At 32.0% G+C, this 24,713-nt stretch carries 23 protein-coding genes; 12 read left to right on the top strand and 11 right to left on the bottom strand.

What is annotated here, in order from left to right; all coding sequences use genetic code 11:
- Window positions 1-18: 18 nt before the first annotated feature.
- Genes D1815_RS14875 through D1815_RS14860 form a run of 4 tightly spaced genes read right to left on the bottom strand, consistent with a single transcriptional unit; the run spans window position 19 to window position 2,399 of the window.
- A complete protein-coding gene (locus tag D1815_RS14875) occupies window positions 19-282 on the bottom strand; it encodes a DUF3098 domain-containing protein (protein ID WP_027394841.1) in 264 nt (87 codons plus the stop codon).
- Window positions 266-670, bottom strand: coding sequence for a hypothetical protein (locus D1815_RS14870; protein ID WP_118387911.1), 405 nt, complete (start codon window positions 668-670; stop codon window positions 266-268). Before D1815_RS14870 ends, D1815_RS14875 begins: the two co-directional genes overlap by 17 nt.
- A gap of 5 nt (window positions 671-675) precedes the next feature.
- Window positions 676-1,509: a prolipoprotein diacylglyceryl transferase gene (gene lgt, locus D1815_RS14865; protein ID WP_118387909.1), complete on the bottom strand. Its 834-nt coding sequence runs from the start codon at window positions 1,507-1,509 to the stop codon at window positions 676-678.
- A gap of 11 nt (window positions 1,510-1,520) precedes the next feature.
- Window positions 1,521-2,399 (bottom strand): ABC transporter permease, encoded by an 879-nt coding sequence (locus D1815_RS14860; RefSeq protein ID WP_027394844.1) that lies wholly within the window; start codon window positions 2,397-2,399, stop codon window positions 1,521-1,523.
- A gap of 308 nt (window positions 2,400-2,707) precedes the next feature.
- Between D1815_RS14860 and D1815_RS23705 the strand changes: the two genes are divergently transcribed.
- From D1815_RS23705 to D1815_RS14830, 7 genes are all read left to right on the top strand, one after another.
- Window positions 2,708-2,845 carry a hypothetical protein gene (locus D1815_RS23705; protein WP_155839740.1) on the top strand — a complete coding sequence of 46 codons (138 nt, stop codon included), beginning with the start codon at window positions 2,708-2,710 and terminating at the stop codon, window positions 2,843-2,845.
- A gap of 161 nt (window positions 2,846-3,006) precedes the next feature.
- The gene (locus D1815_RS14855) at window positions 3,007-3,939 is read left to right on the top strand and encodes a ketopantoate reductase family protein (RefSeq protein WP_118387907.1); all 933 of its coding nucleotides are present in this window, start codon (window positions 3,007-3,009) and stop codon (window positions 3,937-3,939) included.
- Window positions 3,940-3,998: 59 nt separating this feature from the next.
- Window positions 3,999-6,812 (top strand): leucine--tRNA ligase, encoded by a 2,814-nt coding sequence (gene leuS / locus D1815_RS14850; RefSeq protein ID WP_118387905.1) that lies wholly within the window; start codon window positions 3,999-4,001, stop codon window positions 6,810-6,812.
- Window positions 6,813-6,902: 90 nt separating this feature from the next.
- Window positions 6,903-7,184 (top strand): SemiSWEET transporter, encoded by a 282-nt coding sequence (locus D1815_RS14845; protein ID WP_233557452.1) that lies wholly within the window; start codon window positions 6,903-6,905, stop codon window positions 7,182-7,184.
- Window positions 7,185-7,317: 133 nt separating this feature from the next.
- Complete coding sequence (ald, locus tag D1815_RS14840) at window positions 7,318-8,433, top strand: alanine dehydrogenase (protein ID WP_118387903.1); 1,116 nt, start codon at window positions 7,318-7,320, stop codon at window positions 8,431-8,433.
- Window positions 8,434-8,538: 105 nt separating this feature from the next.
- Window positions 8,539-9,231, top strand: a complete 693-nt coding sequence (locus tag D1815_RS14835) for a zinc metallopeptidase (protein WP_118387901.1) — start codon at window positions 8,539-8,541, stop codon at window positions 9,229-9,231.
- A gap of 77 nt (window positions 9,232-9,308) precedes the next feature.
- Window positions 9,309-10,727 carry an FAD-dependent oxidoreductase gene (locus tag D1815_RS14830; protein WP_118387899.1) on the top strand — a complete coding sequence of 473 codons (1,419 nt, stop codon included), beginning with the start codon at window positions 9,309-9,311 and terminating at the stop codon, window positions 10,725-10,727.
- On the opposite strand, the gene D1815_RS14825 is transcribed toward D1815_RS14830, so the two are convergent.
- The 3 genes from D1815_RS14825 to D1815_RS14815 form a co-directional block, all read right to left on the bottom strand.
- A complete protein-coding gene (locus D1815_RS14825; RefSeq protein ID WP_118387897.1) occupies window positions 10,716-12,059 on the bottom strand; it encodes a glycosyltransferase family 39 protein in 1,344 nt (447 codons plus the stop codon). The two genes, D1815_RS14830 and D1815_RS14825, sit on opposite strands and share 12 nt — an antisense overlap.
- The gene (locus D1815_RS14820; RefSeq protein ID WP_027394851.1) at window positions 12,056-12,526 is read right to left on the bottom strand and encodes an Lrp/AsnC ligand binding domain-containing protein; all 471 of its coding nucleotides are present in this window, start codon (window positions 12,524-12,526) and stop codon (window positions 12,056-12,058) included. Before D1815_RS14820 ends, D1815_RS14825 begins: the two co-directional genes overlap by 4 nt.
- Before the next feature lie 69 nt (window positions 12,527-12,595).
- Window positions 12,596-13,966, bottom strand: a complete 1,371-nt coding sequence (locus D1815_RS14815) for a saccharopine dehydrogenase family protein (RefSeq protein WP_118387895.1) — start codon at window positions 13,964-13,966, stop codon at window positions 12,596-12,598.
- 153 nt (window positions 13,967-14,119) lie between these two features.
- Here D1815_RS14815 and D1815_RS14810 point away from each other — a divergent pair, with 153 nt between their 5' ends.
- Together D1815_RS14810 and pckA are read left to right on the top strand one after the other, a co-directional pair.
- Complete coding sequence (locus D1815_RS14810) at window positions 14,120-14,503, top strand: DUF423 domain-containing protein (RefSeq protein WP_027394853.1); 384 nt, start codon at window positions 14,120-14,122, stop codon at window positions 14,501-14,503.
- Window positions 14,504-14,570: 67 nt separating this feature from the next.
- Window positions 14,571-16,187 carry a phosphoenolpyruvate carboxykinase (ATP) gene (gene pckA, locus D1815_RS14805; protein WP_027394854.1) on the top strand — a complete coding sequence of 539 codons (1,617 nt, stop codon included), beginning with the start codon at window positions 14,571-14,573 and terminating at the stop codon, window positions 16,185-16,187.
- A gap of 105 nt (window positions 16,188-16,292) precedes the next feature.
- Here the strand turns inward: pckA and D1815_RS14800 are convergent, their stop codons facing one another.
- Window positions 16,293-17,039 (bottom strand): uroporphyrinogen-III synthase, encoded by a 747-nt coding sequence (locus D1815_RS14800; protein WP_027394855.1) that lies wholly within the window; start codon window positions 17,037-17,039, stop codon window positions 16,293-16,295.
- Window positions 17,040-17,074: 35 nt separating this feature from the next.
- Entirely contained in the window at window positions 17,075-17,728 is a 654-nt protein-coding gene (locus tag D1815_RS14795) for a DUF4271 domain-containing protein (protein WP_027394856.1), read from the bottom strand.
- Window positions 17,729-17,904: 176 nt separating this feature from the next.
- Between D1815_RS14795 and D1815_RS14790 the strand changes: the two genes are divergently transcribed.
- From D1815_RS14790 to D1815_RS14780, 3 genes are read left to right on the top strand one after another with little or no spacing between them, the layout of a single operon-like run.
- Entirely contained in the window at window positions 17,905-18,636 is a 732-nt protein-coding gene (locus D1815_RS14790; protein WP_118387893.1) for a polyprenol monophosphomannose synthase, read from the top strand.
- A gap of 2 nt (window positions 18,637-18,638) precedes the next feature.
- Complete coding sequence (locus D1815_RS14785; protein WP_118387891.1) at window positions 18,639-19,979, top strand: dihydroorotase; 1,341 nt, start codon at window positions 18,639-18,641, stop codon at window positions 19,977-19,979.
- Window positions 19,976-20,518, top strand: coding sequence for a DUF4296 domain-containing protein (locus D1815_RS14780; RefSeq protein WP_027394859.1), 543 nt, complete (start codon window positions 19,976-19,978; stop codon window positions 20,516-20,518). Before D1815_RS14785 ends, D1815_RS14780 begins: the two co-directional genes overlap by 4 nt.
- On the opposite strand, the gene D1815_RS14775 is transcribed toward D1815_RS14780, so the two are convergent.
- Together D1815_RS14775 and D1815_RS14770 are read right to left on the bottom strand one after the other, a co-directional pair.
- Window positions 20,487-21,497 (bottom strand): NAD-dependent epimerase/dehydratase family protein, encoded by a 1,011-nt coding sequence (locus tag D1815_RS14775; RefSeq protein ID WP_118387889.1) that lies wholly within the window; start codon window positions 21,495-21,497, stop codon window positions 20,487-20,489. The genes D1815_RS14780 and D1815_RS14775 overlap by 32 nt on opposite strands.
- Before the next feature lie 109 nt (window positions 21,498-21,606).
- A complete protein-coding gene (locus tag D1815_RS14770; protein WP_118387887.1) occupies window positions 21,607-24,519 on the bottom strand; it encodes a CHAT domain-containing tetratricopeptide repeat protein in 2,913 nt (970 codons plus the stop codon).
- Window positions 24,520-24,713 lie beyond the last annotated feature (194 nt).

The following is a 24,713-nucleotide window of genomic DNA, read 5'->3' as shown; positions in this document are numbered from 1 at the left end:
ATAGAAATTGTTTGTTTGTTAGTTTTTCTTCTTGTCAGGATTCAATAAAATAGCGTAGACCTCAATTCCGAAACCAATTAAAACGACCATAGGAGCTAATCGGATTCTTCTAAAACTATAGATGTCAGGATTAAAAACGTTGGGATCGTCACTTCCTCCTCCTGCCATAAGAATAAATCCTAGTGCAATTACTGCAATTCCGATAGCCATTACTACATAGTTCTTTTTACCAAAAACAAAATCCGGTTTGTGCACTGAAGTATTGTTAGAATGTTTGCTCATGAATGTCGTTGTTAATTTCATTAAAAATTACCTGATCATCAATCATTAGTTTAGCTATATGTCCCATGATCTTGTCAGGTGTAAATATAGTCCATCTATGAATAGGATACAAAACCACTTTTTTATTTAGTATTTGATCTTGTAACTTTTCTATAGTTAATCCATATTCTAATCCACGATTGATATAATAGTAATGAGGATCGTTTTCTAAAGTGATGGCAATATCAAAACCACTTCGTTCTTCTATTTTTGAAACAACTCCTGTTATTTTTATTACATCATCTGGTTGTACATTTTGTATAGGTTTAAAGGTTTGAAAAGCAATTGTTATAAAGACTATAAAAAGAACAAAAGCACAAGCAAACCAAATTTTCCCTAATTTTTTCATACGCTTTAAGTTTGAGAAGCAACTACTTCTCTTTTGTTGATTTTCAAAATAATTAATATTGCACCAGTAATAATAAATGGAATACTAAGCATTTGTCCCATGTTTAATACCATACTATCCTCAAAAGCTACCTGATTCTCTTTAGAAAATTCTATGATGAATCTAGCAGAAAACATTAAAATCAAAAATATGCCAAATACAACTCCATTTTGGTTAAAGAATATTTTCTTTTTATTTATAAACCACAGAATTACAAAAATAGTTAGAAAAGAAAAGGCTTCGTACAATTGAGTAGGGTGTCTAGCGATTAAATCATCTTTCATAAAAACAACTCCATAATTACTATTGGTTGGTTTGCCATAGATTTCTGAATTCATAAAGTTGCCAAATCTAATAAAAGCACATCCAATAGGAATTACAATGGCTATTTTATCCATAATCCATAAAAAAGGTAGTTTGGTCTTTTTTATAAAAATTGTAATGGCGATTAAAATTCCAATTGCACCACCATGGCTAGCAAGACCTGTAAAACCAGTAAAATTCCAACCATTGGAGGATATTTTAAATGGGAGGAAAATTTCTAAAGGGTGTTGCGAGAAATATTCAAAATCGTAAAATAAACAATGTCCTAATCTTGCACCTACTAGCGTGCCAATAAATATATAGTTAGCAAGTGTATCCAGGTTTTTTAAAGAAATGTTTTCTGTAATAAATACTTTTTTTAGAATTCGGTAGCTTAATAGCAGTCCTATTACAAATAACAATCCATAATATTTTAATGGAAAAACACCAAAAAGAGTTGTGATTTCTGGGTCAACGTTCCAATAAATTGGTTTCATGAATTTACTCTTTAATAATATAATTCATCAGTTCTCAGATTTAGGAAACGTTGGGTAGCAAAAAAAGTACTAATCCAGGTAATTAAAATTCCAATCCCAAAAACTCCTCCGAACAAACCTATCAATAATATTTTATCACTAAGCAATGTTAGTTCCGGAAAAGCCTTGTCTAAATAATATAAAACTACAGCAACACCAATTAGAGCAACAATAGCACCTATCATTCCTAAACGAACACTTTTCCAGACAAAAGGTTTGCGTATAAATCTTTTCGTGGCTCCTACCATCTGCATAGTCTTAATAATAAATCGTTTAGAATAAACGGAAAGTCGTATAGAACTATTAATTAAAAGTACTGCGATAAAAGTAAAAATCCCACTAATTAGTAATACCCAAAAGCTTATTTTCTTGATATTATCATTTAACAAAGAAATTAGAGGCTTATCATATGTTACTTCGTCAACAAAATCTTTTTTGGTAATAGTAGTAGTAATTTCATCAATTTTTACTTGATCTACAAAGTCAGCTTTAAGATAAACATCAATTGAATTTTGTAAAGGATTATAACCAAGAAAATCCATAAAATTCTCTCCTATATCTTTGCTGTGCTCTTCGGCCGCTTCTTCCTTAGAAATGTAGGTAGTTGATTTTGTGTATTCTGCAAGTGCTAAACTTTTTTCCATCTGTTTTATCTCTACTTCTTTTGCAGTATCTTTTAAATAAATGGTAAGTGCAATTTTTTCTTTAAAGTGATCAGCTACTTTTTTAGTGTTTAATACCAAAAGCCCTAATAAACCTAAAAGGAAAAGTACCAGAGAGATACTAATCACCACAGAGAAGTAAGAGGATATTAGTCTACGCTTCTGATATTTTTCGAAAGATGAGCCCATAGAGATTTGTTTTGCAGGTAAAAATAATAAATTAATCCTGTTACTAAAATAGGATCTCGGTATTAAGAGGTGTAATTAATTTTTACTATTTGGATAACGAATAATAAGAGTAAAAATTTTTCGGTTTCAACTATATGTTTGTCTAAAATGTCTTTTGGATACTAAAACTCTGTCAGGTTATTTTATTTTGTTTCGTAATTCCACAGATTTAAGTAGAACTTCAACATTAAATAAACCAAAACGCTCAATTGTTAATATGTGATAAGATTGGGTGTTAAATTTATAATTCACTAAAACTTAAAACCATTATGAAAAAAGACATCAAAACGTTAAAGCTTAAAAAAACAAAGATTTCTTTACTTAATTTAAATAAGATTAAAGGAGGAGGAATTAGTCTAGCAAGTCGCAGAGCACTCTGCCATACTACTGCTTCTCAACTTTGTTAAAGTAAAGTTTTTTATTAAGTGATAAAATGGTGGTAATTGATATTATCGCCATTTTCTTTTTTTGAAATCTTAATAAAGAGTATATTCCGTACAAAGGAATTTTAATAATGGTCTAATGCTTAAATTAGGGATTGCCTCATTTGATCAAATAATCCATAAATATGCATACAGTAATTATTGGTGTTGGTGGTGTTGGAGGATATTTCGGAGGTAAAATATCTCATTCTGGACAAAAAGTATCTATGATTGCTAGAGGAACCCATCTTCAAGCAATACTTAATAATGGATTAAAGATTAAAAGTATTGATGGCGATTTCGAAACTAAGCCTTTTCTTGTAACGGATGATATCAAAAAAGTTGATAAGGCGGATCTGATATTGATCTGTACTAAATCTTGGCAGGTTATAGAAGCTGCAGAACTTATTAAGCCAATGCTAAAAGAAGATACTATTGTAATTCCCCTTCAAAATGGCGCAGATAATGCTGAAAAAGTAATGTCTGTCATTGATCCAAAATATGTTTTGGGAGGGTTGTGTAAGATTTATAGCAAAATTGAATCTCCTGGAGTTATTTCACATTTCGGTCATGCTCCAGAGGTAATTTTTGGAGAATTAAATGAAAATACTTCGGAGCGTTTATTAAAAGTAAAAGAAGTTTTTGATAAAGCAGGGTTTAAGAATAAAGTTTCAGAGAATATTCAAGGAGATATCTGGAGTAAATTTATGTTCATTGCTACCGTTAGTGGTTTAGGAGCATTAACTAGAGCGACAATAGGAGAAATGTATGCGCATCCAGAATTGAATAAAATGCTTAGAAATACTGCTCTGGAGATATATCAAGTCGCTCTAAAAAAAGAAGTTGCAATGCCACCAAACATTGTAGAAGGAATTATGAATTTTATTGGTAAACAGCCATATACTGCAACAGCCTCTACACAGCGGGATATTATGGAGGGTAAGTCTTCAGAGTTAGATAATTTTAATGGATTTATTGTAAAAGAAGGTAAAAAACTAGGCGTAGAGACACCTACAAACGCATTTGTTTATAGTTGTTTACAACCAATGGAAGCAAAAGCTAGAAAGGCTAAAAACTAAGATAAAAAAGTATACTTAACTCGCATAAAATCGTAAATTTGCGGTCTTAATTTCAGATCATGAGTTACGATTTTAATACGATTGAAGCCAGATGGCAAGCCTATTGGGCAGAGAATGGAACGTTTAAAGCTGAAAATAACAGCGATAAACCAAAATATTATGTACTTGATATGTTCCCTTATCCGTCAGGAGCTGGACTTCATGTTGGGCATCCATTAGGATATATTGCTAGTGATATCTATGCTCGATATAAACGTCACAAAGGTTTCAATGTATTACATCCGCAAGGATATGACTCATTTGGGTTGCCAGCAGAGCAATATGCTATCCAGACTGGGCAACATCCTGCAATCACTACCAAGGATAATATTGCTAGATATCGTCAACAATTAGATAAAATTGGTTTTTCTTTTGATTGGAGTCGAGAAGTTAAAACGAGTGATCCTACATTTTATAAATGGACACAGTGGATTTTTATTCAGCTTTTTAATTCTTGGTATGATAATGATGCTGATAAGGCAAGGTCAGTTTCTGAATTAGAACAATTGTTTTCCGAAGAAGGAAATACAAATATTAATGCAGTATGTGATGATGATGTGATTGTTTTCACGTCTGAAGGTTGGAATGCTTTTTCATCTAAAGAAAAACAAGAAGTATTATTAAAATATAGATTAACCTATCTTGCCGAAACAGAGGTGAACTGGTGTCCGCAATTAGGAACAGTGTTAGCAAATGACGAAATCATTAATGGAGTTTCTGAACGTGGTGGTTATCCGGTGATCCGCAAAAAGATGACGCAATGGAGTATGCGTATTTCTGCATATGCACAACGTTTAATTGACGGATTAAATACGATTGATTGGCCGCAGCCTCTAAAAGATTCTCAAACAAATTGGATTGGTCGTTCAGAAGGAGCAAGTGTAACCTTTAATGTAAAAGATCATGATGAGGTGATTGATGTGTTTACTACGCGTCCTGACACTATTTTTGGTGTTAGTTTTATGACATTGGCTCCAGAACATGAATTAGTTGCTAAAATTACTACTCCAGAACAAAAAGCCGAAATTGAAGCTTATATAGAAGCTACAGCAAAACGTAGTGAACGTGATCGTATGGCTGATGTAAAAACAATCAGTGGGGTTTTTACAGGTGCTTACGCAGAGCATCCATTTACAAAAGAACCTGTGCCAATCTGGATTGGCGATTACGTGTTAGCAGGATATGGTACAGGAGCTGTAATGGCTGTACCTTGTGGAGATCAACGTGATTATGATTTTGCAAAACACTTTGATATTGATATTCCTAATATTTTTGAAGGAGTAGATATTTCTGAAGAAGCGTTTGCGGATAAAGACAATACCATCATTGCTAATTCTGATTTCTTAAATGGATTAAAGTATAAAAAAGCAGTAAAAACTGCGATTTACGAATTAGAAAAGTTAGGTCAAGGAAAAGGTAAAATTAATTATAGATTGCGTGATGCAGTATTTAGTCGTCAGCGATATTGGGGAGAGCCGTTTCCGGTGTATTATGTAGACAGTATGCCGCAAATGATTGAGCTAAAACATTTACCAATAGAATTACCTGAAGTAGAAAAATATTTACCAACCGAAACAGGTGAACCGCCATTAGGTAGAGCAGATGTTTGGGCTTGGGATACTACTAAAAATGAAGTCGTATCTAATGATTTTATAGATCATGATACAGTTTTTCCTTTGGAGTTAAATACTATGCCGGGTTGGGCGGGAAGTTCGTATTATTTTAATAGATATATGGACCCTAATAACGAAGATGAGGTTTTTTCACAAGATGCAATTAACTACTGGAAAGAAGTAGATCTATATATAGGAGGAAGTGAGCACGCAACTGGTCACTTATTATATGCGCGTTTCTGGCAGAAATTTTTATTTGATAGAGGAATTGTTCCTGTGGATGAATTTGCGAAGAAGCTAATCAACCAAGGAATGATTTTGGGCACTAGTGCTATTGTTTATAGGATCAGTGGCACGAATAAATATGTTTCCAAAGGATTGAAAGATCAGTACGATGTAGAGGAACTTAGAGTGGATGTTAATATGATAAATGCATCTGATGAGTTATTGCCTGAGGATTTAAAAAATTGGCAACCGCAATTTAAGGATGCAGAATTTGAACTTGAAAATGGTAAGTACATTGTCGGGAGAGAGGTAGAAAAAATGTCCAAAAGATGGTTTAATGTAGTAAATCCGGATGGTGTTTGCGATCAATATGGAGCCGATAGTTTACGATTATACGAAATGTTCTTAGGGCCATTAGAGCAAGCAAAACCTTGGAATACAGCAGGAATTACTGGTGTACATGGATTTTTAAAGAAATTATGGAAACTATACCATAATGGAGATGCTTTTGGTGTAACGGATGCAGAACCTACAAAGGATAATTTAAAGACCTTACATAAAACCATTAAAAAGGTAGAAGAAGATATAGAGAACTTTTCTTTTAATACTTCGGTAAGTACCTTTATGATTGCAGTAAATGAATTAACTGCTCAGAAATGTAATAGCAAAGAAATTTTAGAACCATTATTGATACTAGTTTCTCCATATGCTCCGCATATAGCAGAAGAATTATGGAATAAATTAGGTCATAATGAATCTATAGCTACAGCTGCTTTTCCAATTTTTGAGGAAAAACATTTGGTAGAAAGCACAAAACAATATCCTATATCCTTTAATGGTAAGATGCGTTTTACAATGGAACTTCCTTTGGATTTAAGTAAAGAGGATATTGAAGCTGCAGTTATGGCACACGAAAAAACACAACAACAATTGGATGGACGAACACCTAAAAAAGTGATCGTAGTGCCAGGTAAGATTGTAAATGTTGTTGGGTAGTTCTTAGAAAGAAATTTATGTCAGTCTGAACCTATCGAAGACTTTTATGTTGTAACACTTCGACAGGTTCAGTGTGACTATAATAAGTTTATGACTTTTTTAGTAACAGATATGATCAACTCGGTAGAAATTCTTGGATTTGTTGCAGCAACTTTGACTACAGCTGCTTTTTTGCCACAAGTGTATAAAACCTGGAAGACTAAATCTGCAGAAAGTTTATCACTGTCGATGTTATTAATTTTTGTGATCGGAGTATCATGTTGGTTGGGTTATGGTCTTTTGATAAAAAGTTTACCTATAATTTTATGTAATCTGATTACTTTGATATCAGGCTTTTTATTACTCTATTTTAAAATTCGCTATAAAAACTAAAGAAAACTACCAATCCTGATTGTTTTTTAACAAGTTTTGCTAAGTTTTGTTAAATTACGGATAAGATATTTTTTAAGTGTATTTTATTGGTTTATTTCAAGAAAACTTCTATTTTCGACCCAAAAATAAGAATATGATAATTGGTGTTCCTAAGGAAATCAAGAATAACGAGAACAGAGTAGGTGTTACACCTGCTGGTACGATGGCGCTCGTTGGACATGGTCACACTGTTTTCATTCAGCAAAATGCTGGTCTTCAGAGTGGTTTTAGTGATGAAGAATATATTGAAGCTGGTGCAAAAATATTACCTACTATAGAAGAGGTGTATGCAACGGCAGAAATGATTATAAAGGTGAAGGAGCCTATAGAACCAGAATATAAATTGATCAAGAAAGATCAGTTATTATTCACATATTTCCATTTCGCATCAAGTGAGCCTTTAACAAAAGCTATGATTGAGAGTGGATCCGTTTGTATCTCTTACGAAACAGTAGAAGATCCTGATCGTAGTTTGCCATTACTTACACCGATGAGTGAAGTAGCGGGACGTATGTCGATCCAACAAGGAGCTAAATATTTGGAGAAACCATTAAAAGGAAGAGGAATTCTTCTTGGTGGTGTGCCTGGAGTTGCTCCAGCTAAGGTATTAGTTCTTGGTGGTGGTGTAGTAGGTACTCAAGCAGCTAAGATGGCAGCAGGAATGGGAGCTGATGTTACTATTCTTGATATTAGTATGAAAAGGTTACGTTATCTTGATGATGTAATGCCAGCTAACGTAAATACTGAATTCTCAAACGAATATACAGTTCGTAAACATATAAAAACGTCTGATTTAATTATTGGAGGTGTATTAATACCAGGAGCAAAAGCACCTAAGCTTATCACTCGTGATATGCTTAAAGATATGCGAACAGGAACGGTATTGGTAGATGTAGCTGTAGATCAAGGCGGGTGTTTTGAAACTACAAAACCAACTACACATCAAGATCCAGTTTATATTATAGATGATGTGGTGCATTATTCTGTAGCAAATATGCCAGGAGCAGTACCTTATACGTCAACTTTGGCACTTACAAATGTAACTTTGTCATATGCTATCCAATTAGCAAATAAAGGTTGGAAAGCAGCTTGTGCAGATAACGAACCTCTTAAAAAAGGATTAAATGTAATCAATGGAGATGTTGTGTATCCTGCTATTTCAGAAGCATTTAACCTTCCTCTGGAAGATGTAAATAACTATTTAAGTTAAACTCGACTTATTGGCTAACTCAAGTTTATTTAACTGAAAACCTCGTCTTTATGGCGAGGTTTTTGCTTTTATTGTTGTAAATTTAATAACAAAAAGTTTTTAATTATGATGGGATATTATGTAATAGCAGGGGTTATCTTCTTAGTAAGTTCTTATGTTAGTAATAAGCTAAAAAGTAAATTCAAGCATTATTCTAATGTACACTTACAAAATGGAATGAGTGGGGCTGAGATTGCTCAAAAAATGTTGGATGATAATGGGATACGTGATGTAAAGGTTATTTCGACTAAAGGACAATTAACGGATCACTATAATCCGAGAAATAAAACAGTTAATTTAAGTGAGGTAGTGTATAGCCAAAGAAATGCAGCCGCTGCAGCCGTAGCAGCTCATGAGGTGGGTCATGCAGTGCAACATGCAACAGCATATAGTTGGCTTACAATGAGGTCTAAGATTGTTCCAGCTGTAGGTATTGCTAGTAAGTTGTCGAACCTTGTTATCATGGTTGGTTTAGGATTATCTTTTACAGGTTCTTTACTTGGAAATACAATCTTTCTAATTGGTATTATTTTGTTTGCAGTGACTACATTATTCACTTTTATTACACTTCCGGTGGAGTATGATGCTAGTAATCGTGCTTTAGCTTGGTTAGAAGATAATAGAATGGTTAATCAAGAAGAATATAATGGTGCAAAAGATGCATTAAAATGGGCGGCAAGAACTTATTTAGTAGCTGCTTTAGGATCCTTAGCTACATTACTTTATTTTATATCCATGTTTTTAGGTAGAAGAGATTAGGGAATATAGAAAGATATTAGCCTTTGTCTTGTTTTTATTTCAGTATCTTTTGGCACTAATTTTATATATAAAATAAATTGGTTAAAAAGGTAATTATCATTGGTGCTGGACCAGCAGGATTAAGCGCTGCGTATACGCTAAGTAAAAATGATATAGATGTGGTGGTTTTTGAGGCATCTCCTAATATTGGAGGAATGTCTAGAAGTTTTGATCTTTGGGGACAAAGAGTAGACTTAGGGCCGCATAGGTTCTTTTCTAAAGAACCTAAAATCAATAATTTTTTTGATGAAATAATAAAAGAAGATTATACATTGGTAAGTCGTCTTACACGTATATATTACAAAAAACGTTTTTTTGATTACCCTCTTAAATTGTTAAATGTACTGAGTAATCTATCAATTGCTACCATTTTTAGTATTCTATTTTATTATGGAAAACAGCGCATATTCCCAATTAGAAATCCGGAAACCTTCGAAAAATGGGTTACTAATCGTTTTGGAAAAAAGCTATATACTATTTTCTTTAAATATTATACAGAAAAATTATGGGGTATACCCTGCTCTAAAATTGATGCCGATTGGGCTGCGCAACGAATAAAAGGACTCTCTTTGTTTGAAGCGGTATGGAACGCTTTTAAAGGAAATAAAGGAAATAAACATAAAACTTTGGTGGATGAGTTTTCATATCCGAAAAATGGTACAGGTACTCTGTATGAGCGTTCAGCAAGTTATGTCGAAGATAACGGTGGAGTTATACATAAAAATAAACCTGTTCAGAGTATTGTTATAGAGAATAATCAGTGTAAAGGAGTAATAACAGTAGATGGAGAGAAACACGAAGCCGATTATATAATATCATCTATGCCGCTAACCTCTTTGCTCAAAGGAATAGGTTCTGTTCCGAAGTCGGTTTTAGACGCCTCTAATAAGTTATATTTTAGAAACACAATTTTGGTGTATTTAGAGATAGATAGAGATGATTTATTTGAGGATAATTGGATTTACGTGCATTCTCCAGAAGTTAGACATGGGAGAATTACCAATTTTAGGAATTGGTGTCCAAGTTTAAATAAAGGTAAAAACAGCACTATTCTGTGTTTAGAATTTTGGGCTTTTGATGCAGACCCAATATGGAAAGAAAAGGATCAATATCTTAGCGATATAGCTATCAAAGAGCTGAAAACTCTAAAATTAATAGGAGAGACAGAAATAATAGAAAATACCAAGATTGTACGAGTTCCTAAATGTTATCCTGTATACGAAATAGGATATCGTGAGCATCTTGATGTTATAGAAGATTATCTTATTGGGATAGACAAATTAACTCCAATAGGTAGATATGGTGCTTTTAAATATAATAATCAGGATCATTCTATTTTAATGGGAATCCTAGCAGCAGAGAATATCGTAAACAACACCAAAATTGATTTATGGAAAATTAATACAGATACAGAATATCAGGAAGATGGCGAAGTTAAGGATGTATTAATTCAATAATTTCTTTCTTTTTTTCTCTGTGTAGTAACTCTTTAGTGAAGTTGTTAAATTACTAAAGCCTAATACGGATATAACTAAATAACTAGGCAGAATAGGTACGAAAAATCTTGAAGCTCCCAAAGGACCTGTCAGTGCAACGATATATAAAATAATAAATAATATTGTTGCTAATATGAAACTTGTTTCACGATAATTCTTTATCCAAAACCAAATAAATCCAACGCCTTTTAAGAGGTTAAAAATCAAAATAATACTCAAGATAAAAAGAAGGGGTATCGGTTGGTTTTTTAGAAAGGTTATTGCTCCTCGAATACCTTTGTTATTAATATGGTGTAGTAGACCAATTTCTGGGTTCTCAGAATGCATTTTGAAAAAATTAAATAAATCAAATCTACCCGGATCTATAAATATTCGTACACATCCTTTTGCGTGAAATATACCGTAGCCTACGATGTCATCTTTTAGATACGAGATCACCTCTCTTTTTATAAAATCTTGTTGCTTTTTGTAACTATTAATTGCTATTGCATCTTGTTTGATTTGATCAGAAATTGTTTTAGCTTTTTCTGCACCGAATTTATTCTCATGAAAGTATTTCAGATTCCATTCTAATAAATTAATGTTCTGAATGCTTGAAAAATCAGTGCTTCCGGTTCTTTTAAAATTCCATGAAGAGTATAAAATAAAAATTAGGATTGGTAGGATAGCGCTAAGAGGGCTAAATCGGATTTTGGTTTTTTTATATAGTAAATAGGTGATAAGAATATTAGGAACTATAAATAAATAAAAAACAGGTTTTGTTAGAAACAATAGTATTATAACTATTTGATACCAAAGGATATTTTTCCAAGAAGGGTTTTTTAAGCACTGATGCAATCTATAGACGAGCAGTACTATAATGAATTGAAAAAAAATCTCACTCATTATAAGATTGCTGTATATGAATTGATTTATAGATGTAATAATAAAAAAGAAAAATAGACCATTGTTTATTTTGAAATTATTTTCCTCAAACACTTTTTTGATCAGTAATATGCTGCATATGGAAATAAGATTTTGACACAGTAATATCCCTATTTTGGTTTTTAAAAATAAAGAAGAGATAATGATAAATATACTATATAAAGGAGGTCTTTTTGTATAATGTCGGTAATCTATAGCGTCATTCAAATCTCTTGAGTAGAATTCGAAATCAGTTAAAATGTTCTTAGCTAATTCATAATATTCATAGGAATCCATTAAGAAAAAATCTCCAATGAAAATTTTTATTATCAAGAATAAAAGATGAAATCCTATTAAGCCAATAGTAAAAGGACTAATCTTGATTGTCATATTTTGATCTGTCTGCTTATTTGTTGGTCTAAAGATATAAATGTTTCGGTTCTTGAAACACCTTCGATGGCTTGTATTTCTTTATTCAATACATTCATCAAGTGTTCATTATCTTTACAAAGGATTTTAATAAAAATCGACCAATTTCCAGTGGTGTAATGGCATTCGATAACTTCAGGGATATCTTTTAACTGTCTAACCGCTTTAGGGTTGCTGACAGCTTTATCTAAGTACACTCCGACAAAAGCCATAGTCTTGTATCCTAATATTTTTGGATCGATAATAAATTTAGATCCTGCGATAAGACCTGAAGCTTCTAGTTTTCTTAATCTTTGGTGAATAGCAGCACCCGAAATACCAATTTTTCTGGCAATTTCGAGGATAGGTCTTCGCGCATCTTCCATAAGGTTACGAAGAATCTCTTTGTCTATACCGTCTATTTTTAGATTACCATATTGGCTTTTCATAAAGGTATATGATTACAATTATTAACCAAAAATAGAGGATAAGATTTAGAATTAGGACTTTTTTTAGAATTATCCTTTAACACCATCAGGATTATATCCTAGGTATTCACGCTCTTTTTCATTAAATATAATTCCGTACTCTTCTAGTTCTTTTAGTATAGGTGCGTATATTTCTTCGGTAATAGGTATTTGTACTCCGGTAGATGTGATTTCTTTATTTAGTATTTTTAACGTTGCCATTGCCACAGGAAGTCCAACAGTTTTTGCCATAGAAGTATATTTTTGATCTTCTCCAATGCTAACCATCGTAGCGTCTATTTGTTTACGCTCTCCATTAAGTTCATATCCAAACTTATGGTACATAACAATCATATCTTTATCACCTTCATCTAATGTCCATTTGTCCATTAAAATTTTTTGTAAGATCTGTGCTGGTGTTGCATTAGGAATCCCGACTTTTTTATCAATGTTAAAAATGTCGAGTTCTAATAACTTATCCCATATGATATCATCTTGATCGATTTTTAGATAATGGCGTAGCTTTAATTCTACTGAATCTGTCGGTGAGTATGCTAGAAATGAGTTTGTGAAATCACGGTAACTCATTTGTTCTGAGTTGGTTAAGGTGTAATCATCTGCGGTCATTCCTAATTGTACAAAAATATTCCAAGCTTTAGAAAACCCTACTCTTCTTATTGTACCACGGTACAAAGTTAGAATGTCTTCTAAGCCATATATGCTTTGGTATTTTAATGAATTTCTATTCGCATATGCTTCAAAACGACCATATTTTTCTACTTCTAGAAATTCTGTCCTTCTAAATAGTTTATGATAAGGGATGTATTTGTACGTTCCTTCTTGAAGAAATTCTGCAGCACCTCCTTGTCCTGCAACTACCACATTTCTGGGGTTCCAAGTGAATTTATAATTCCAAAGATTAGTGTCGCTTTCTGGGGCTACAAGTCCTCCGGTAAAAGATTCGAATAAAATTATTTTACCTCCTTGATTTCTTATTCTATCAATCACTTGCATAGCACTCATGTGATCAATGCCAGGATCTACTCCGATTTCGTTCATGAAGATAAGTCCTTTTTTCTTCACTTCTTCATGCAGTTCTTTCATTTCCTGGCTCACGTAAGAAGCAGTTACCATTGATTTTTCTAATCTTAGGCAATCTTTGGCAACTTCAATGTGAAATCGTGCAGGTAACATGGAGACTACAATATCTGCACTTTCGATAGCTTTTTTTCTAGAGTTTTGATCAAAAACATCTAGTGTAATAGCCTTGGTATTAGGGTGATTAGCAGCTAATGCTTTTGCGTTTGTAAGAGAAATGTCTCCAATGGTAATATCTAAATTTTCAGAAATAGATTTGTCCTGAAAATATTTGATTAAAACTGCTGTTGATTTACCTGCGCCAATGACTAGTATCTTTCGCATATCTAAATATTATTTTGATAACTTTGATGCGAATGTAGTAAATACATCAAAAAGTAAGTTCTCTATTTTGGCGTATTCATTATATTTTGAGATAAAATTTGTCTAAAATTCATTTTTTATTTAAAAAAATGATCAATTATTGCTGAAAAAGGAATGAATAAAACAATTTTGATTACCGGAGGAGTTGCGGCTTTATTAGCCGTATTGTTAGGGGCATTTGGAGCACATGGATTAGAGAAAATGGTAGATGGGGGTAATATCGAATCCTTTAAGACGGGTATTCGTTATCAAATGTATCATGCGATTTTTTGTATTATTTTAGGTAACATGACTATAATACAAGATGTTGCCAAAAAACGTGTTTTTTATTTCATCTTAATAGGAATGATTCTTTTTTCTGGATCAATTTATCTTTTGGTCATGGATGAATTATTAGGAATTTCTTTATCAAGTATTGGTTTTATTACACCTTTAGGAGGGTTAATGTTAATTTTTGGTTGGATTTTCTTTATAATTTCCCTTGTTAAGATTAAGTGATTTTTTTGACGGTTGGTGTAGTTTTTATTTATAATTTTGTCAAACATAACAAACACAACATATTTTTATGGAACCACTGTATCCAATTACGAAAACGATTTCGTTAAAGCATTACGGTATTGAAAATGCAACAATACGCTACCAGTTATCTCCAGAAGAGCTTCAGGAAGAAACGGTGCAAAAAGAACAGGGAAAACTTACCAAAAATGGAACATTAGCTGTTAACACGGGTGAGTTTACCGGTCGTTCACCAATGGATCGTTTTATTGTAAAAGATCAAATAACCGCCGAAAAAATTTGGTGGGGTGATATCAATATTCCTTTCGAGCCAGATGCTTTTGATGCGCTGTATGATAAAGTTATCTCATACCTTTCCGGTAAGGAGATATTTGTAAGAGATAGCTATGCTTGTGCAGATCCCGATTATAAATTAAACATAAGAGTGATCAATGAGTATCCTTGGTCTAATATGTTTGCTTATAATATGTTTCTTAGGCCAACAGAAGAGGAGTTAAAAGAGTTTGATCCAGAATGGACGGTGATTAATGCTCCGGGTTTTATGGCTGATGCATCTGTTGATGGTACACGCCAGCATAATTTCGCAATATTAAATTTTACAAAAAAAATAGCACTTATTGGTGGAACTGGATATACAGGTGAGATCAAAAAAGGTATTTTTTCTGCATTGAATTTCATATTACCGGTATATAAAGAGACGCTTCCAATGCATTGCTCAGCTAATGTTGGTGAACAAGGAGATACAGCTATCTTTTTTGGTCTTTCTGGAACAGGTAAAACTACATTGTCTACGGATCCTAATCGTAAATTAATTGGAGACGATGAACACGGATGGACAAAAGAAAATACTATTTTCAATTTCGAAGGTGGTTGCTATGCAAAAGTAATTGACCTTTCTGCAGAAAAAGAACCAGAGATATATGGAGCCATTAAAAAAGGAGCGATTCTGGAAAATGTAATAATGGATAATGATGGAGAGGTTGATTATGCAGATACTTCAATAACTCAGAATACACGAGTAAGTTATCCAATTTATCATATTGAAAATATTCAGGAGTCTTCTATTGGTAAAAACCCAAAGAACATATTCTTTTTAACTGCTGATGCATTTGGTGTAATGCCTCCTATTTCAAAACTAACTCCAAGTCAAGCCGCATATCATTTTATATCGGGGTATACGGCAAAAGTTGCTGGAACTGAAGCTGGAGTTGTTGAACCGACACCTTCTTTTTCTGCTTGTTTTGGTGCGCCATTTATGCCATTACATCCTGCTAAATATGCAGAAATGTTGGTTAAAAAAATGAAGGATACTGGTGTAAATGTATGGTTAGTAAATACAGGATGGACCGGTGGACCTTATGGTGTTGGGACTAGGATTAAGCTAAAATATACACGTGCTATGATTCAGGCGGTTCTTAATGGTGATCTAGGATTATATTCTTATGACAACTATCATATTCATTCTGTGTTTGGAGTTGCTCAGCCAAGAGAGTGCCCAGGAGTTCCAACAAAATTACTTAGCCCAAGAGCAACTTGGGATAATGATGAAAAGTATTATAAAACTGCATTTAAGTTAACAAATGCATTTAGAGAAAATTTCAAAAAGTTTGAATCATATGCAAATGAGGAGATCCGTAGAGGAGGTCCACAACGATATGGTTTTTAGGAATAGATAACGAAAAAGTAATTTTCGGAAATAAATAAAGCCAGGAACTTAAATTCCTGGCTTTATTTATTTTACTAACTATCTAAATAGATAATTAGTATATGTTTATTTTTTATTTGCTTCTTTAATGTATTTCTGTAAAGCCATAGTCATTGAAGGTGTTTCTGGAGTTGGAGCTTGTATGTTTACTTCCAAATTATGTTCCTTAGCAGCTTTTACTGTAGAATTTCCAAAAACGGCAATACGTGTATCGTTCTGTTTGAAATCAGGGAAGTTTTCAAATAGTGATTTTATCCCAGAAGGGCTAAAAAACACTAAAATATCATAAAATACATCTCTTAAGTTAGAAAGGTCACTAACTACTGTTTTATAAAAGATAGCTTGCTTCCATTGTACTTTTAAATTATCTAAAGTGTCTGGAATTTCTGGCTTTAATTTATCGGAAGAAGGTAATAAAAACTTCTCATTTTTATATTTCTTAATCAGAGGAGTTAACTCTTGAAAAGTACGTTTACCCACGTAAATCTTTCTTTTTCTGTAAACTACATACTTTTGCAAGTAATAAGCAACTGCTTCACTCTGACAAAAATACTTAAGAGCGTCAGGAACTTTAAAACGCATTTCTTCAGCGATTCTGAAAAAATGATCTACAGAGTTTCTGCTGGTAAGTATAATCGCGGTGTATTGCGATAAATCTACTTTTTGTTGTCTCACTTCCTTAGCATCTACGCCCTCTACGTGAATAAACGGTATAAAGTCAATTTTTACCTTTTCTTTCTCCTCAAGTTCGAAATAAGGCGAATTTTCTACTTTAGGCTCTGGCTGTGAGACCAAAATCGTTTTCACTTTCATATATAGTCTTTATTTCTAATACGTCATCCTAATAATTATATAATTAGCTTGTACAGCATAAAATAGGGTGCGATTTCAAGAGCGCAAAGATACAAAATAAAATAAAACAAGTTGTTTAAAATGACGTTTTCATTCCTTCTGTATACAGAAAAAAGTATGATTAGGTTTAATAATAGTAAAGAAACTATCAAAACAATCATAACAATTTTTGAAGGTTTCACACTATAAACGAATAATAAATTAAGAGGTAATAAAATAACCCCCAAAAAATTACGATATGATATTTTATAGAATAAATAATCTTCAATTAAAGTTTCTATTGAAAATATTGTTGAAATGATCTTTTCAACTAAAATTTTACAGATAAACACAAAAAGGTAAAGAGAAACAATTTTAAAATAGAGCATCATATCAATAGTATCTCCTTGCCATTGGAAAGCTTCTATACATAAGTATGCAAATAGAGATATAGAAAGAATCTGTGCTAGAATAAGAACTGAGTTGAAAAATGTAGAAAGTTTATTTCCTTTTTGATTAACAACTATATATTTATTAGTATTAAAAAGCATTATAAATTCAGAAAAACGAATAGAATTTATAAGTTTAGCAGATGCTAATAACGTAATTGATACCATAATTACTATGGTGATCCAATCTGTCGAAATAAGTTCTCTTGCAATAAATTTCATACTCTTCTAAAGGGGTAAAATTAAGTCATAGGTATAACATAATAAAATAAAGTGTTGTAAATAAAGATGCAACACTAATTTTTTAGGATAGTTATATAAATAAACAATAATAATAGCCTTAAAAACTAAAAATAATCTAGTGATTATTTAGTTATATTTGCCTGAAAACAGCTTAGATGGTGGATGCCGTAGTAATTATTCCTACCTACAATGAGATTGAAAATGTGGAGCGTATTATAAAAAATGTGCTTGCACTCCAGCGTGATTTCGATATTTTGATTGTAGATGATAACTCTCCAGATGGTACAGCAGCAAAAGTTAAGGAGCTACAGGAAGAGTATCCGGAACATTTGTTTTTATTAGAAAGAGAAGGTAAGTTGGGGCTGGGGACAGCTTATATAACTGGATTTAAATGGGCATTAGAAAGATCTTATGAATATATTTTTGAAATGGATGCAGATTTTTCACATAATCCAAATGATTTAATAAGATTATATAATGCTTGTGCTAAAGGTACATCACAGGTGGCGGTAGGATCGCGATATGTAACAGGTGTCAATGTTGTTAATTGGCCAATGAGTAGAGTGCTTTTATCTTGGTTAGCATCAAAATATGTGCGCTTTATTACTGGAATGAATATTCATGATACTACTGCAGGTTTTGTTTGCTACAAAAGAGAAGTTTTGGAGAAAATTAATCTAAATAAAATAAAGTTTGTTGGATATGCTTTTCAGATAGAAATGAAGTACAAAGCATATTTGTCAAAATTTAAAATAAAAGAAATACCCGTAATATTTACGGATCGAACACGTGGTACCTCTAAGATGAGTAAAGGAATTATTTCTGAAGCTGTTTTTGGAGTTTTACGAATGAAATTAAAGAGTATGTTTAATAGTTATGAAATATGATCATGAATAGTGTATTGATTAAGAATACTAATATTGTTAATGAAGGAAAGATTTTTAACGGAGATGTATACATAGAGAATGGTTTCTTTAAAGAAATAGCTTCCCAAATTAGTGCTAAATCTCCAGATGTGCAGGTGTTTGATGCAGAAGGAAAATATCTTTTGCCAGGAGTTATAGATGATCAAGTTCATTTTAGAGAACCAGGGCTAACACATAAGGCCACGATAGAGACAGAATCTAGAGCTGCTATAGCAGGAGGAATAACCTCTTTTATCGAGATGCCAAATACAAATCCACAGACAACCACCATAGAAAAGCTTGAAGAAAAGTTTGATATAGCAGCTAAAACTAGTTATGCTAACTACTCTTTTATGTTTGGGGGTACAAATGATAATCTCGAAGAAATATTAAAGGTCGATCCGAATAATGTAGCAGGTCTTAAGTTATTTTTAGGTTCTTCTACAGGGAATATGTTAGTGGATAATCCTGAAGTGTTAGAAAAGATATTTTCATCGACGGACTTGTTAATTTCGGTACATTGTGAGGATGAGGAAACGATTAAAAATAATACTGCAATATATAAAGAGCGATATGGAGATGATATTCCCATTGATATGCATCCCATAATTAGAAGTGAAGAAGCGTGTTATTTATCATCTTCTAGAGCTGTTGCTTTAGCTAAAAAAACCGGAGCGAGATTGCATGTTTTTCATCTTTCTACGGCAAAGGAATTAGAGTTATTTACAAATAAAATACCATTAAAAGATAAAAAAATCACGGCAGAGGTGTGTATACATCACCTTTGGTTTTCTAATGAGGACTATAGGCAAAAAGGTACTTTGATAAAATGGAACCCAGCTGTGAAAACTCCAAAAGATAGAGATGCTTTGTTTCAAGCACTGCTTGATGATAAATTAGATGTGATTGCTACAGATCACGCTCCACACACTAAGGATGAAAAAGACAATGTATATACAAAAGCGCCTTCAGGAGGGCCATTAGTGCAGCATGCATTACCTGCGATGTTGGAGTTTTATCATAGAGATAAGATTTCTTTAGAAAAAATTGTAGAGAAAATGTGTCATAATCCCGCGATCTTATTTCAGGTTGAGAAGAGAGGCTACATTAAAGAAGGGTATTGTGCTGATGCGGTTTTAGTAGATCTAAATGCTCCGTGGACTGTTAATACCGATAATATAGCATATAAATGTGGCTGGTCGCCATTTGAAGGAACTACCTTCAAATCAAGAATTACTCATACATTCGTCAATGGAAGTTTAGTATATAAGAATTTTAAATTTTATGATGTTAAAAATGCGCAACGATTAACTTTTGATAGATGAAAAAGAGCTTAGTATATAGTGTTTTTGCAATCATTTTGGTTAGTTTTTCTTGTCAAAAATTAAACTCGCCTGATAAACCTGATAATCTTATTGCAGAGGACAAGATGGTTGAAATACTTACCGATATTGCCTTTGTAAAAGCTGCAAAAGGAAGTTATAAAAAGGTTTTTGATATCCAAAAAATAAACCCGGAGTCGTATATTTTAGAAAAACATGGGATTGACAGTTTAGTATTTGAAGCCAATAATAATTGGTATACTAGTCAGTTGGATCAATACGAAGAGATTTTTAAAAAGGTGAAAAGCAATATAGAGATCTCAAAAATTAAATTTGAAAAGCTAAAAAAGGAAGAGGATTCACTAAAAAAGATATCAGACTCTATTAAGAAAATAAAAAACGAGATTAATGATTATAGAGTTTTGTCTGAAGATTTGGATGAACTAGAATCTATTAAAGAAGAATTAATGGACGTAGAAAAAGAAAATGCTGTAAGGAAAAGAACCAATCCTAGTGCTGTTTCTGGAAAAAAGAAGCAGTAGTCTCAATAGCTTTTTCCATAGGAGTAAAACTATAGGTAAGTTCTTTTTTTATCTTATCATTTTCATAAAAGGAATTAGAGAAAGCACTTTTTATAGAAGACTTAAATATGGTTCTTTTTGTTTTAAAGAATGTATGACTGAACTTTTGTAAGTAAATAGCAACTTTCATTAAAAATGGAGATACTTTCTTTTTGGGAGAAGGTTTATTAAGTGCCTTAGCAATCATTGAGAATGCACTTTTAAAGCTCAAGTTTTCTGATACTAATATGTATCGCTGATTTTTTATTTCACTATTCATAAGTCGATGCATTATTTTTACTACATCATTTACTGCGACATATCCTGTGGTGCCTGTGGTATAGAATTTCATTCCTTTATGGATTTTCTTAAATAAATATCCACTTCCAGAATTATAGAAACCACGACCAATAATAATACCTGGATTTACAATTACAGTATCTAATCCTTCTTGTGTGCCACGCCAAACTTCCATTTCGGCACCATATTTTGTAATAGCATAAACAGAATCAGAAATTTCTGGATTCCACTCCGAAGTTTCATTAATTGGTTTTTGTAAATTGTTTTCGCTTATTGTTGCTATGGAACTTACATAGCAAAGCTTCTGTATATTATGAATCAGTGATAAATTTACAACATTAGCAGTGCCTTGTATATTAGTTTTACGAAGTTTTTTATAGTGAGAAGGATTAAATGATATCATAGCTGCACAGTGGTATACGTGAGTAATTCCATCAAAAGCGTTTGTAAGATTAGGAATATCATTAAGATCGCCTTGTACCCAATCTATAGTGTCAAATATATTTTTATCTTCAGGTTTACAGCATTGAGCAAATATATTTTTTGCATATTCTTTTTTATCAATTGTTCTGTATAATGCACGTACGTGCTGCTTTTCTTCTACTAGTTTAATTAATAAATGAGTGCCTACTAAGCCTGTAGCTCCGGTAACTAATATCATAGTTTTTATTCTATAATACTAATGTAAACAATTAGTGATTAATAATAAGTTTGGTTTGTTAAAAAGTAGTAACCTTTTTAGATGAATAGCGATTCTAGTTATTAGAGTTTTATAAAGTCTGTTTTTTCTTTTTGTACCAAAGATATCCTAGAATAAGTAAAATAAGTATTGAAAAAATAGTTATCGACCAATACCAATTATAATAGCGGTTAAATTGAATCGGAGTAGTGTCTCCTAAAACATAAAAGCCTCCCCAATAAAAGGGATGTATACGATTTATATTGGCGTTGTTTAAGTATTGAAGTTTTGCTTGTTGTAACGCTTCTGATTTACTCATGCCTTCTTTTAAATTAGTATAAAAATGTTTCATTAAATCAGGTGTGGTTTGATCAGATACTTCCCAACTGCTCAATAATAGACTTTTAGCACCAGCGTATTGGAACGCAGTTCCAAGACTCATAATGCCTTCGCCTTTGGCGATTTTTCCTGTTCCAGTATTGCAGGCGCTGAGAACGGTGAGTTCTGCAGGGATGTTTAATGCAAATAATTCGTGGCTATGTAAAAGATCATCTTCTATAGAATCATTACTTTGAGTAAAAAAGAGTTTAGAGTTTTCAGGTTTTTCGTTATCAACCTCACCGTGTAATGCAAGATGCAGAATATTATATTGACTCACATTTTTTTTAAAATTCTTTTCTACAGCTTCTAATCCATAAAAGTAGTTTCCATTGATGATGTTTGCAATTGATTTGATTTCTTTTCGAGTTCCAGGAAGATCGTTTTCATATTCAGTAAGAGCAGATAAGCTAATAGTATTTGAGTTTTGTTGATCATTGCTATTAGAGAAAGAAAATGCTAAACATTCCTTCTGCATTTGCTTGAAATTGAAAACACTTTTTTCTCGTGGTGCTAGCAATAAGTTAGCAGAGTTTGCATACGAAATTACATGTTCTTTCAATAAATATGATAACTCTTTTGGATTGTTAGAGTCATCTTTCTTGCTTAATAATAAATCAAAATTAAGATGCCATAAAGCTCCATCTGGTACAATGATTAATTCGCCCCCATTAAATAAATGCTTTAAAGGCGCTATTAAATTCTTATATAAATCATAAGCAACCGTTTTATATTCTAGTGTTTGCTTACCTGTAATTGTTCTCCTAAATTCTTTGATTTTTTCTTCTAATTCGGGACTATTTAGTTCCTTTACTTCTATTTTGTTTTTGGTAATTATAAATGCATAAATGATATCATCGGATACAAATAATTCCAATAAAGTAGTGTTGTTTTTTAGTGTTTTTTGAATATCATCAACTAGGATAATTGTATTTTGATATTTCAGTCTATGATATTTGGGATAGTTGTTTTTTATAATGATGGTTAATGAATCTTCTATATTTTTTAAGCGAAATAACTTGTTCTCATATTCTTGAATTCTTGAATTATTTGTAACGGATTTGGATTTTTCTTCTATGATTCTAGATTGGTAAAACGCTCTTTTAATTCTTTGGTTTTTTTCTAACTCTAATAATTCTTTAGATAATCCTGCAAATTCTTTTGTTTTTGATTCGTTGATTAGATCTTTAAGTGTGTTGGCTTTGCTTTTCTCGATATAGTAAATTATCTTTTCAAGAATTTGTTGTTCCTCTATTTCTTTATAAAATAGGAATTGAGTTTTTATAGCATCAGAATAGACTTCTCTTGCACTGGAGGCAAATGCTATTTTATCTTGATAATTCTGATAAGATTTTCTGATGTAATCGATAAGGATATCTGCTTCCTCATATATTTTTAGGCTGATACATAAATCTTCTATGTTTTCATTTTCAATATATTTAGATTGTAATGTTTTTGCTTTTCCATGAAGAACGGTCAGCAGTAATTTTAAATCATAAAACTTGCTAGGATCAAAAAAGGTTTCATCATTATTAGATGATTGATCTTTTTTGTTTGCAATTACAGCTTTGTTATAATAAGTGATAGCTGTGTTAAAATCCTTCTTTTTGTCATACGCTTTGGCAATATTATAATAGAAGTCAGATGTAAGTAAATGGTTTGTCCCATATGTTTCCTTAAAGGTGTCTAATCCCTTTTCATAATATTTAATGGCTTCTTCAAATTTCTTTTTTCTGATATAAATACTAGCGATTCTTAAGTTCAGATTTACAATTTTTGGATCGTTTAGATCTAAAATTGTAGAGTAGGCTTCAAGGGATTTTTGATAATAATCTAGAGAGAGGTCATATTCTTTTTTACGGCTATATATATCCCCTATATCAGAATAAAGTTTAGCGACTCTTAAGCTATTTTTACCATATGCGTTAATGTATATATTTATACTTTTATTGTAATAGGATAATGATTTATCATACTCTTTTTTATTGCTATAGAGCACTCCAATGTTTTGGTAACTTTTTCCATTTTCTATATAGTTTTTACCAAATAATTTAACACCTATTTTTATACTTTTGTTATAGTATTCAATAGCTTTAGTGTTTTCTCCTTTCTTAGTAAAAACAATTCCTATGTTGTTATATATGAAACAAATCATATCTTTTTTTCTGAGATGTTGAAATGTAATTAAGGACTTTTCATAATTTTCTAAGGCTAAATCATATTGGAATAGATTTTTATAAGTAACTCCGATGTTTAAAAACCCGTAACCTGCATAAAAATGATACCTTCCGTATCTTTTGATGGCAAGATTTAAAAAGGTTTTAAAATAATCAAGAGCAATTTCATGTTGTCCAATATTTTTATAGATAAGACCGATTCGATCGTAATAAATAATGGTTTTTTCATGATTCTGTCCATATATTTTAAGTTCAACATCCAGTGCTTTTTTAAAATAAATAACAGAGCGCTCTAGTTTCTTTTCTGCTAATAGTGACTCTGCTTTTTTTAAATATTTGGCAGCTAAAATACTATCCTGAGCTGATTGTGCGGAAACTTTGTTAAAAGGAATGACAAGAATAAAAAAGCATAAGATCTTTAGATTAAAAAGATATTCTAGTCGTTCCATAGATTACAAGATAGGCAAATGGTGATTAACTTATTCCACCTCTTTATATAATAACTGATTATTTTAAGTTAAGAAAAGAGGATGTTTTTGAAAATTGTCTTAAAATTGTTTTTTATAAGATTTCAATCAAAAATAGATAACGTTATCTATTTATTTATAGCATAGAAGGTAAAAATGTTACTTTTACTAATAAA

The organism is Aquimarina sp. AD1 (genome assembly GCF_003443695.1).
Classification (GTDB): domain Bacteria; phylum Bacteroidota; class Bacteroidia; order Flavobacteriales; family Flavobacteriaceae; genus Aquimarina; species Aquimarina latercula.
This window is presented reverse-complemented; position numbering and strand designations above follow the sequence as displayed.

Excerpts from the sequence above, each read along its gene's own strand:
- D1815_RS14785 (WP_118387891.1), top strand. The coding sequence starts at position 18,639 with ATGAATAGTGTATTGATTAAGAATACTAATATTGTTAATGAAGGAAAG.
- D1815_RS14860 (WP_027394844.1), bottom strand. The coding sequence starts at position 2,399 with ATGGGCTCATCTTTCGAAAAATATCAGAAGCGTAGACTAATATCCTCT.
- D1815_RS14870 (WP_118387911.1), bottom strand. The coding sequence starts at position 670 with ATGAAAAAATTAGGGAAAATTTGGTTTGCTTGTGCTTTTGTTCTTTTT.
- D1815_RS14815 (WP_118387895.1), bottom strand. The coding sequence starts at position 13,966 with ATGCGAAAGATACTAGTCATTGGCGCAGGTAAATCAACAGCAGTTTTA.
- D1815_RS14790 (WP_118387893.1), top strand. The coding sequence starts at position 17,905 with ATGGTGGATGCCGTAGTAATTATTCCTACCTACAATGAGATTGAAAAT.
- lgt (WP_118387909.1), bottom strand. The coding sequence starts at position 1,509 with ATGAAACCAATTTATTGGAACGTTGACCCAGAAATCACAACTCTTTTT.
- leuS (WP_118387905.1), top strand. The coding sequence starts at position 3,999 with ATGAGTTACGATTTTAATACGATTGAAGCCAGATGGCAAGCCTATTGG.
- D1815_RS14810 (WP_027394853.1), top strand. The coding sequence starts at position 14,120 with ATGAATAAAACAATTTTGATTACCGGAGGAGTTGCGGCTTTATTAGCC.
- D1815_RS23705 (WP_155839740.1), top strand. The coding sequence starts at position 2,708 with ATGAAAAAAGACATCAAAACGTTAAAGCTTAAAAAAACAAAGATTTCT.
- D1815_RS14825 (WP_118387897.1), bottom strand. The coding sequence starts at position 12,059 with ATGACAATCAAGATTAGTCCTTTTACTATTGGCTTAATAGGATTTCAT.
- D1815_RS14770 (WP_118387887.1), bottom strand. The coding sequence starts at position 24,519 with ATGGAACGACTAGAATATCTTTTTAATCTAAAGATCTTATGCTTTTTT.
- D1815_RS14780 (WP_027394859.1), top strand. The coding sequence starts at position 19,976 with ATGAAAAAGAGCTTAGTATATAGTGTTTTTGCAATCATTTTGGTTAGT.
- D1815_RS14855 (WP_118387907.1), top strand. The coding sequence starts at position 3,007 with ATGCATACAGTAATTATTGGTGTTGGTGGTGTTGGAGGATATTTCGGA.
- D1815_RS14875 (WP_027394841.1), bottom strand. The coding sequence starts at position 282 with ATGAGCAAACATTCTAACAATACTTCAGTGCACAAACCGGATTTTGTT.
- pckA (WP_027394854.1), top strand. The coding sequence starts at position 14,571 with ATGGAACCACTGTATCCAATTACGAAAACGATTTCGTTAAAGCATTAC.
- ald (WP_118387903.1), top strand. The coding sequence starts at position 7,318 with ATGATAATTGGTGTTCCTAAGGAAATCAAGAATAACGAGAACAGAGTA.
- D1815_RS14820 (WP_027394851.1), bottom strand. The coding sequence starts at position 12,526 with ATGAAAAGCCAATATGGTAATCTAAAAATAGACGGTATAGACAAAGAG.
- D1815_RS14795 (WP_027394856.1), bottom strand. The coding sequence starts at position 17,728 with ATGAAATTTATTGCAAGAGAACTTATTTCGACAGATTGGATCACCATA.
- D1815_RS14800 (WP_027394855.1), bottom strand. The coding sequence starts at position 17,039 with ATGAAAGTGAAAACGATTTTGGTCTCACAGCCAGAGCCTAAAGTAGAA.
- D1815_RS14845 (WP_233557452.1), top strand. The coding sequence starts at position 6,903 with ATGACTTTTTTAGTAACAGATATGATCAACTCGGTAGAAATTCTTGGA.
- D1815_RS14835 (WP_118387901.1), top strand. The coding sequence starts at position 8,539 with ATGATGGGATATTATGTAATAGCAGGGGTTATCTTCTTAGTAAGTTCT.
- D1815_RS14775 (WP_118387889.1), bottom strand. The coding sequence starts at position 21,497 with ATGATATTAGTTACCGGAGCTACAGGCTTAGTAGGCACTCATTTATTA.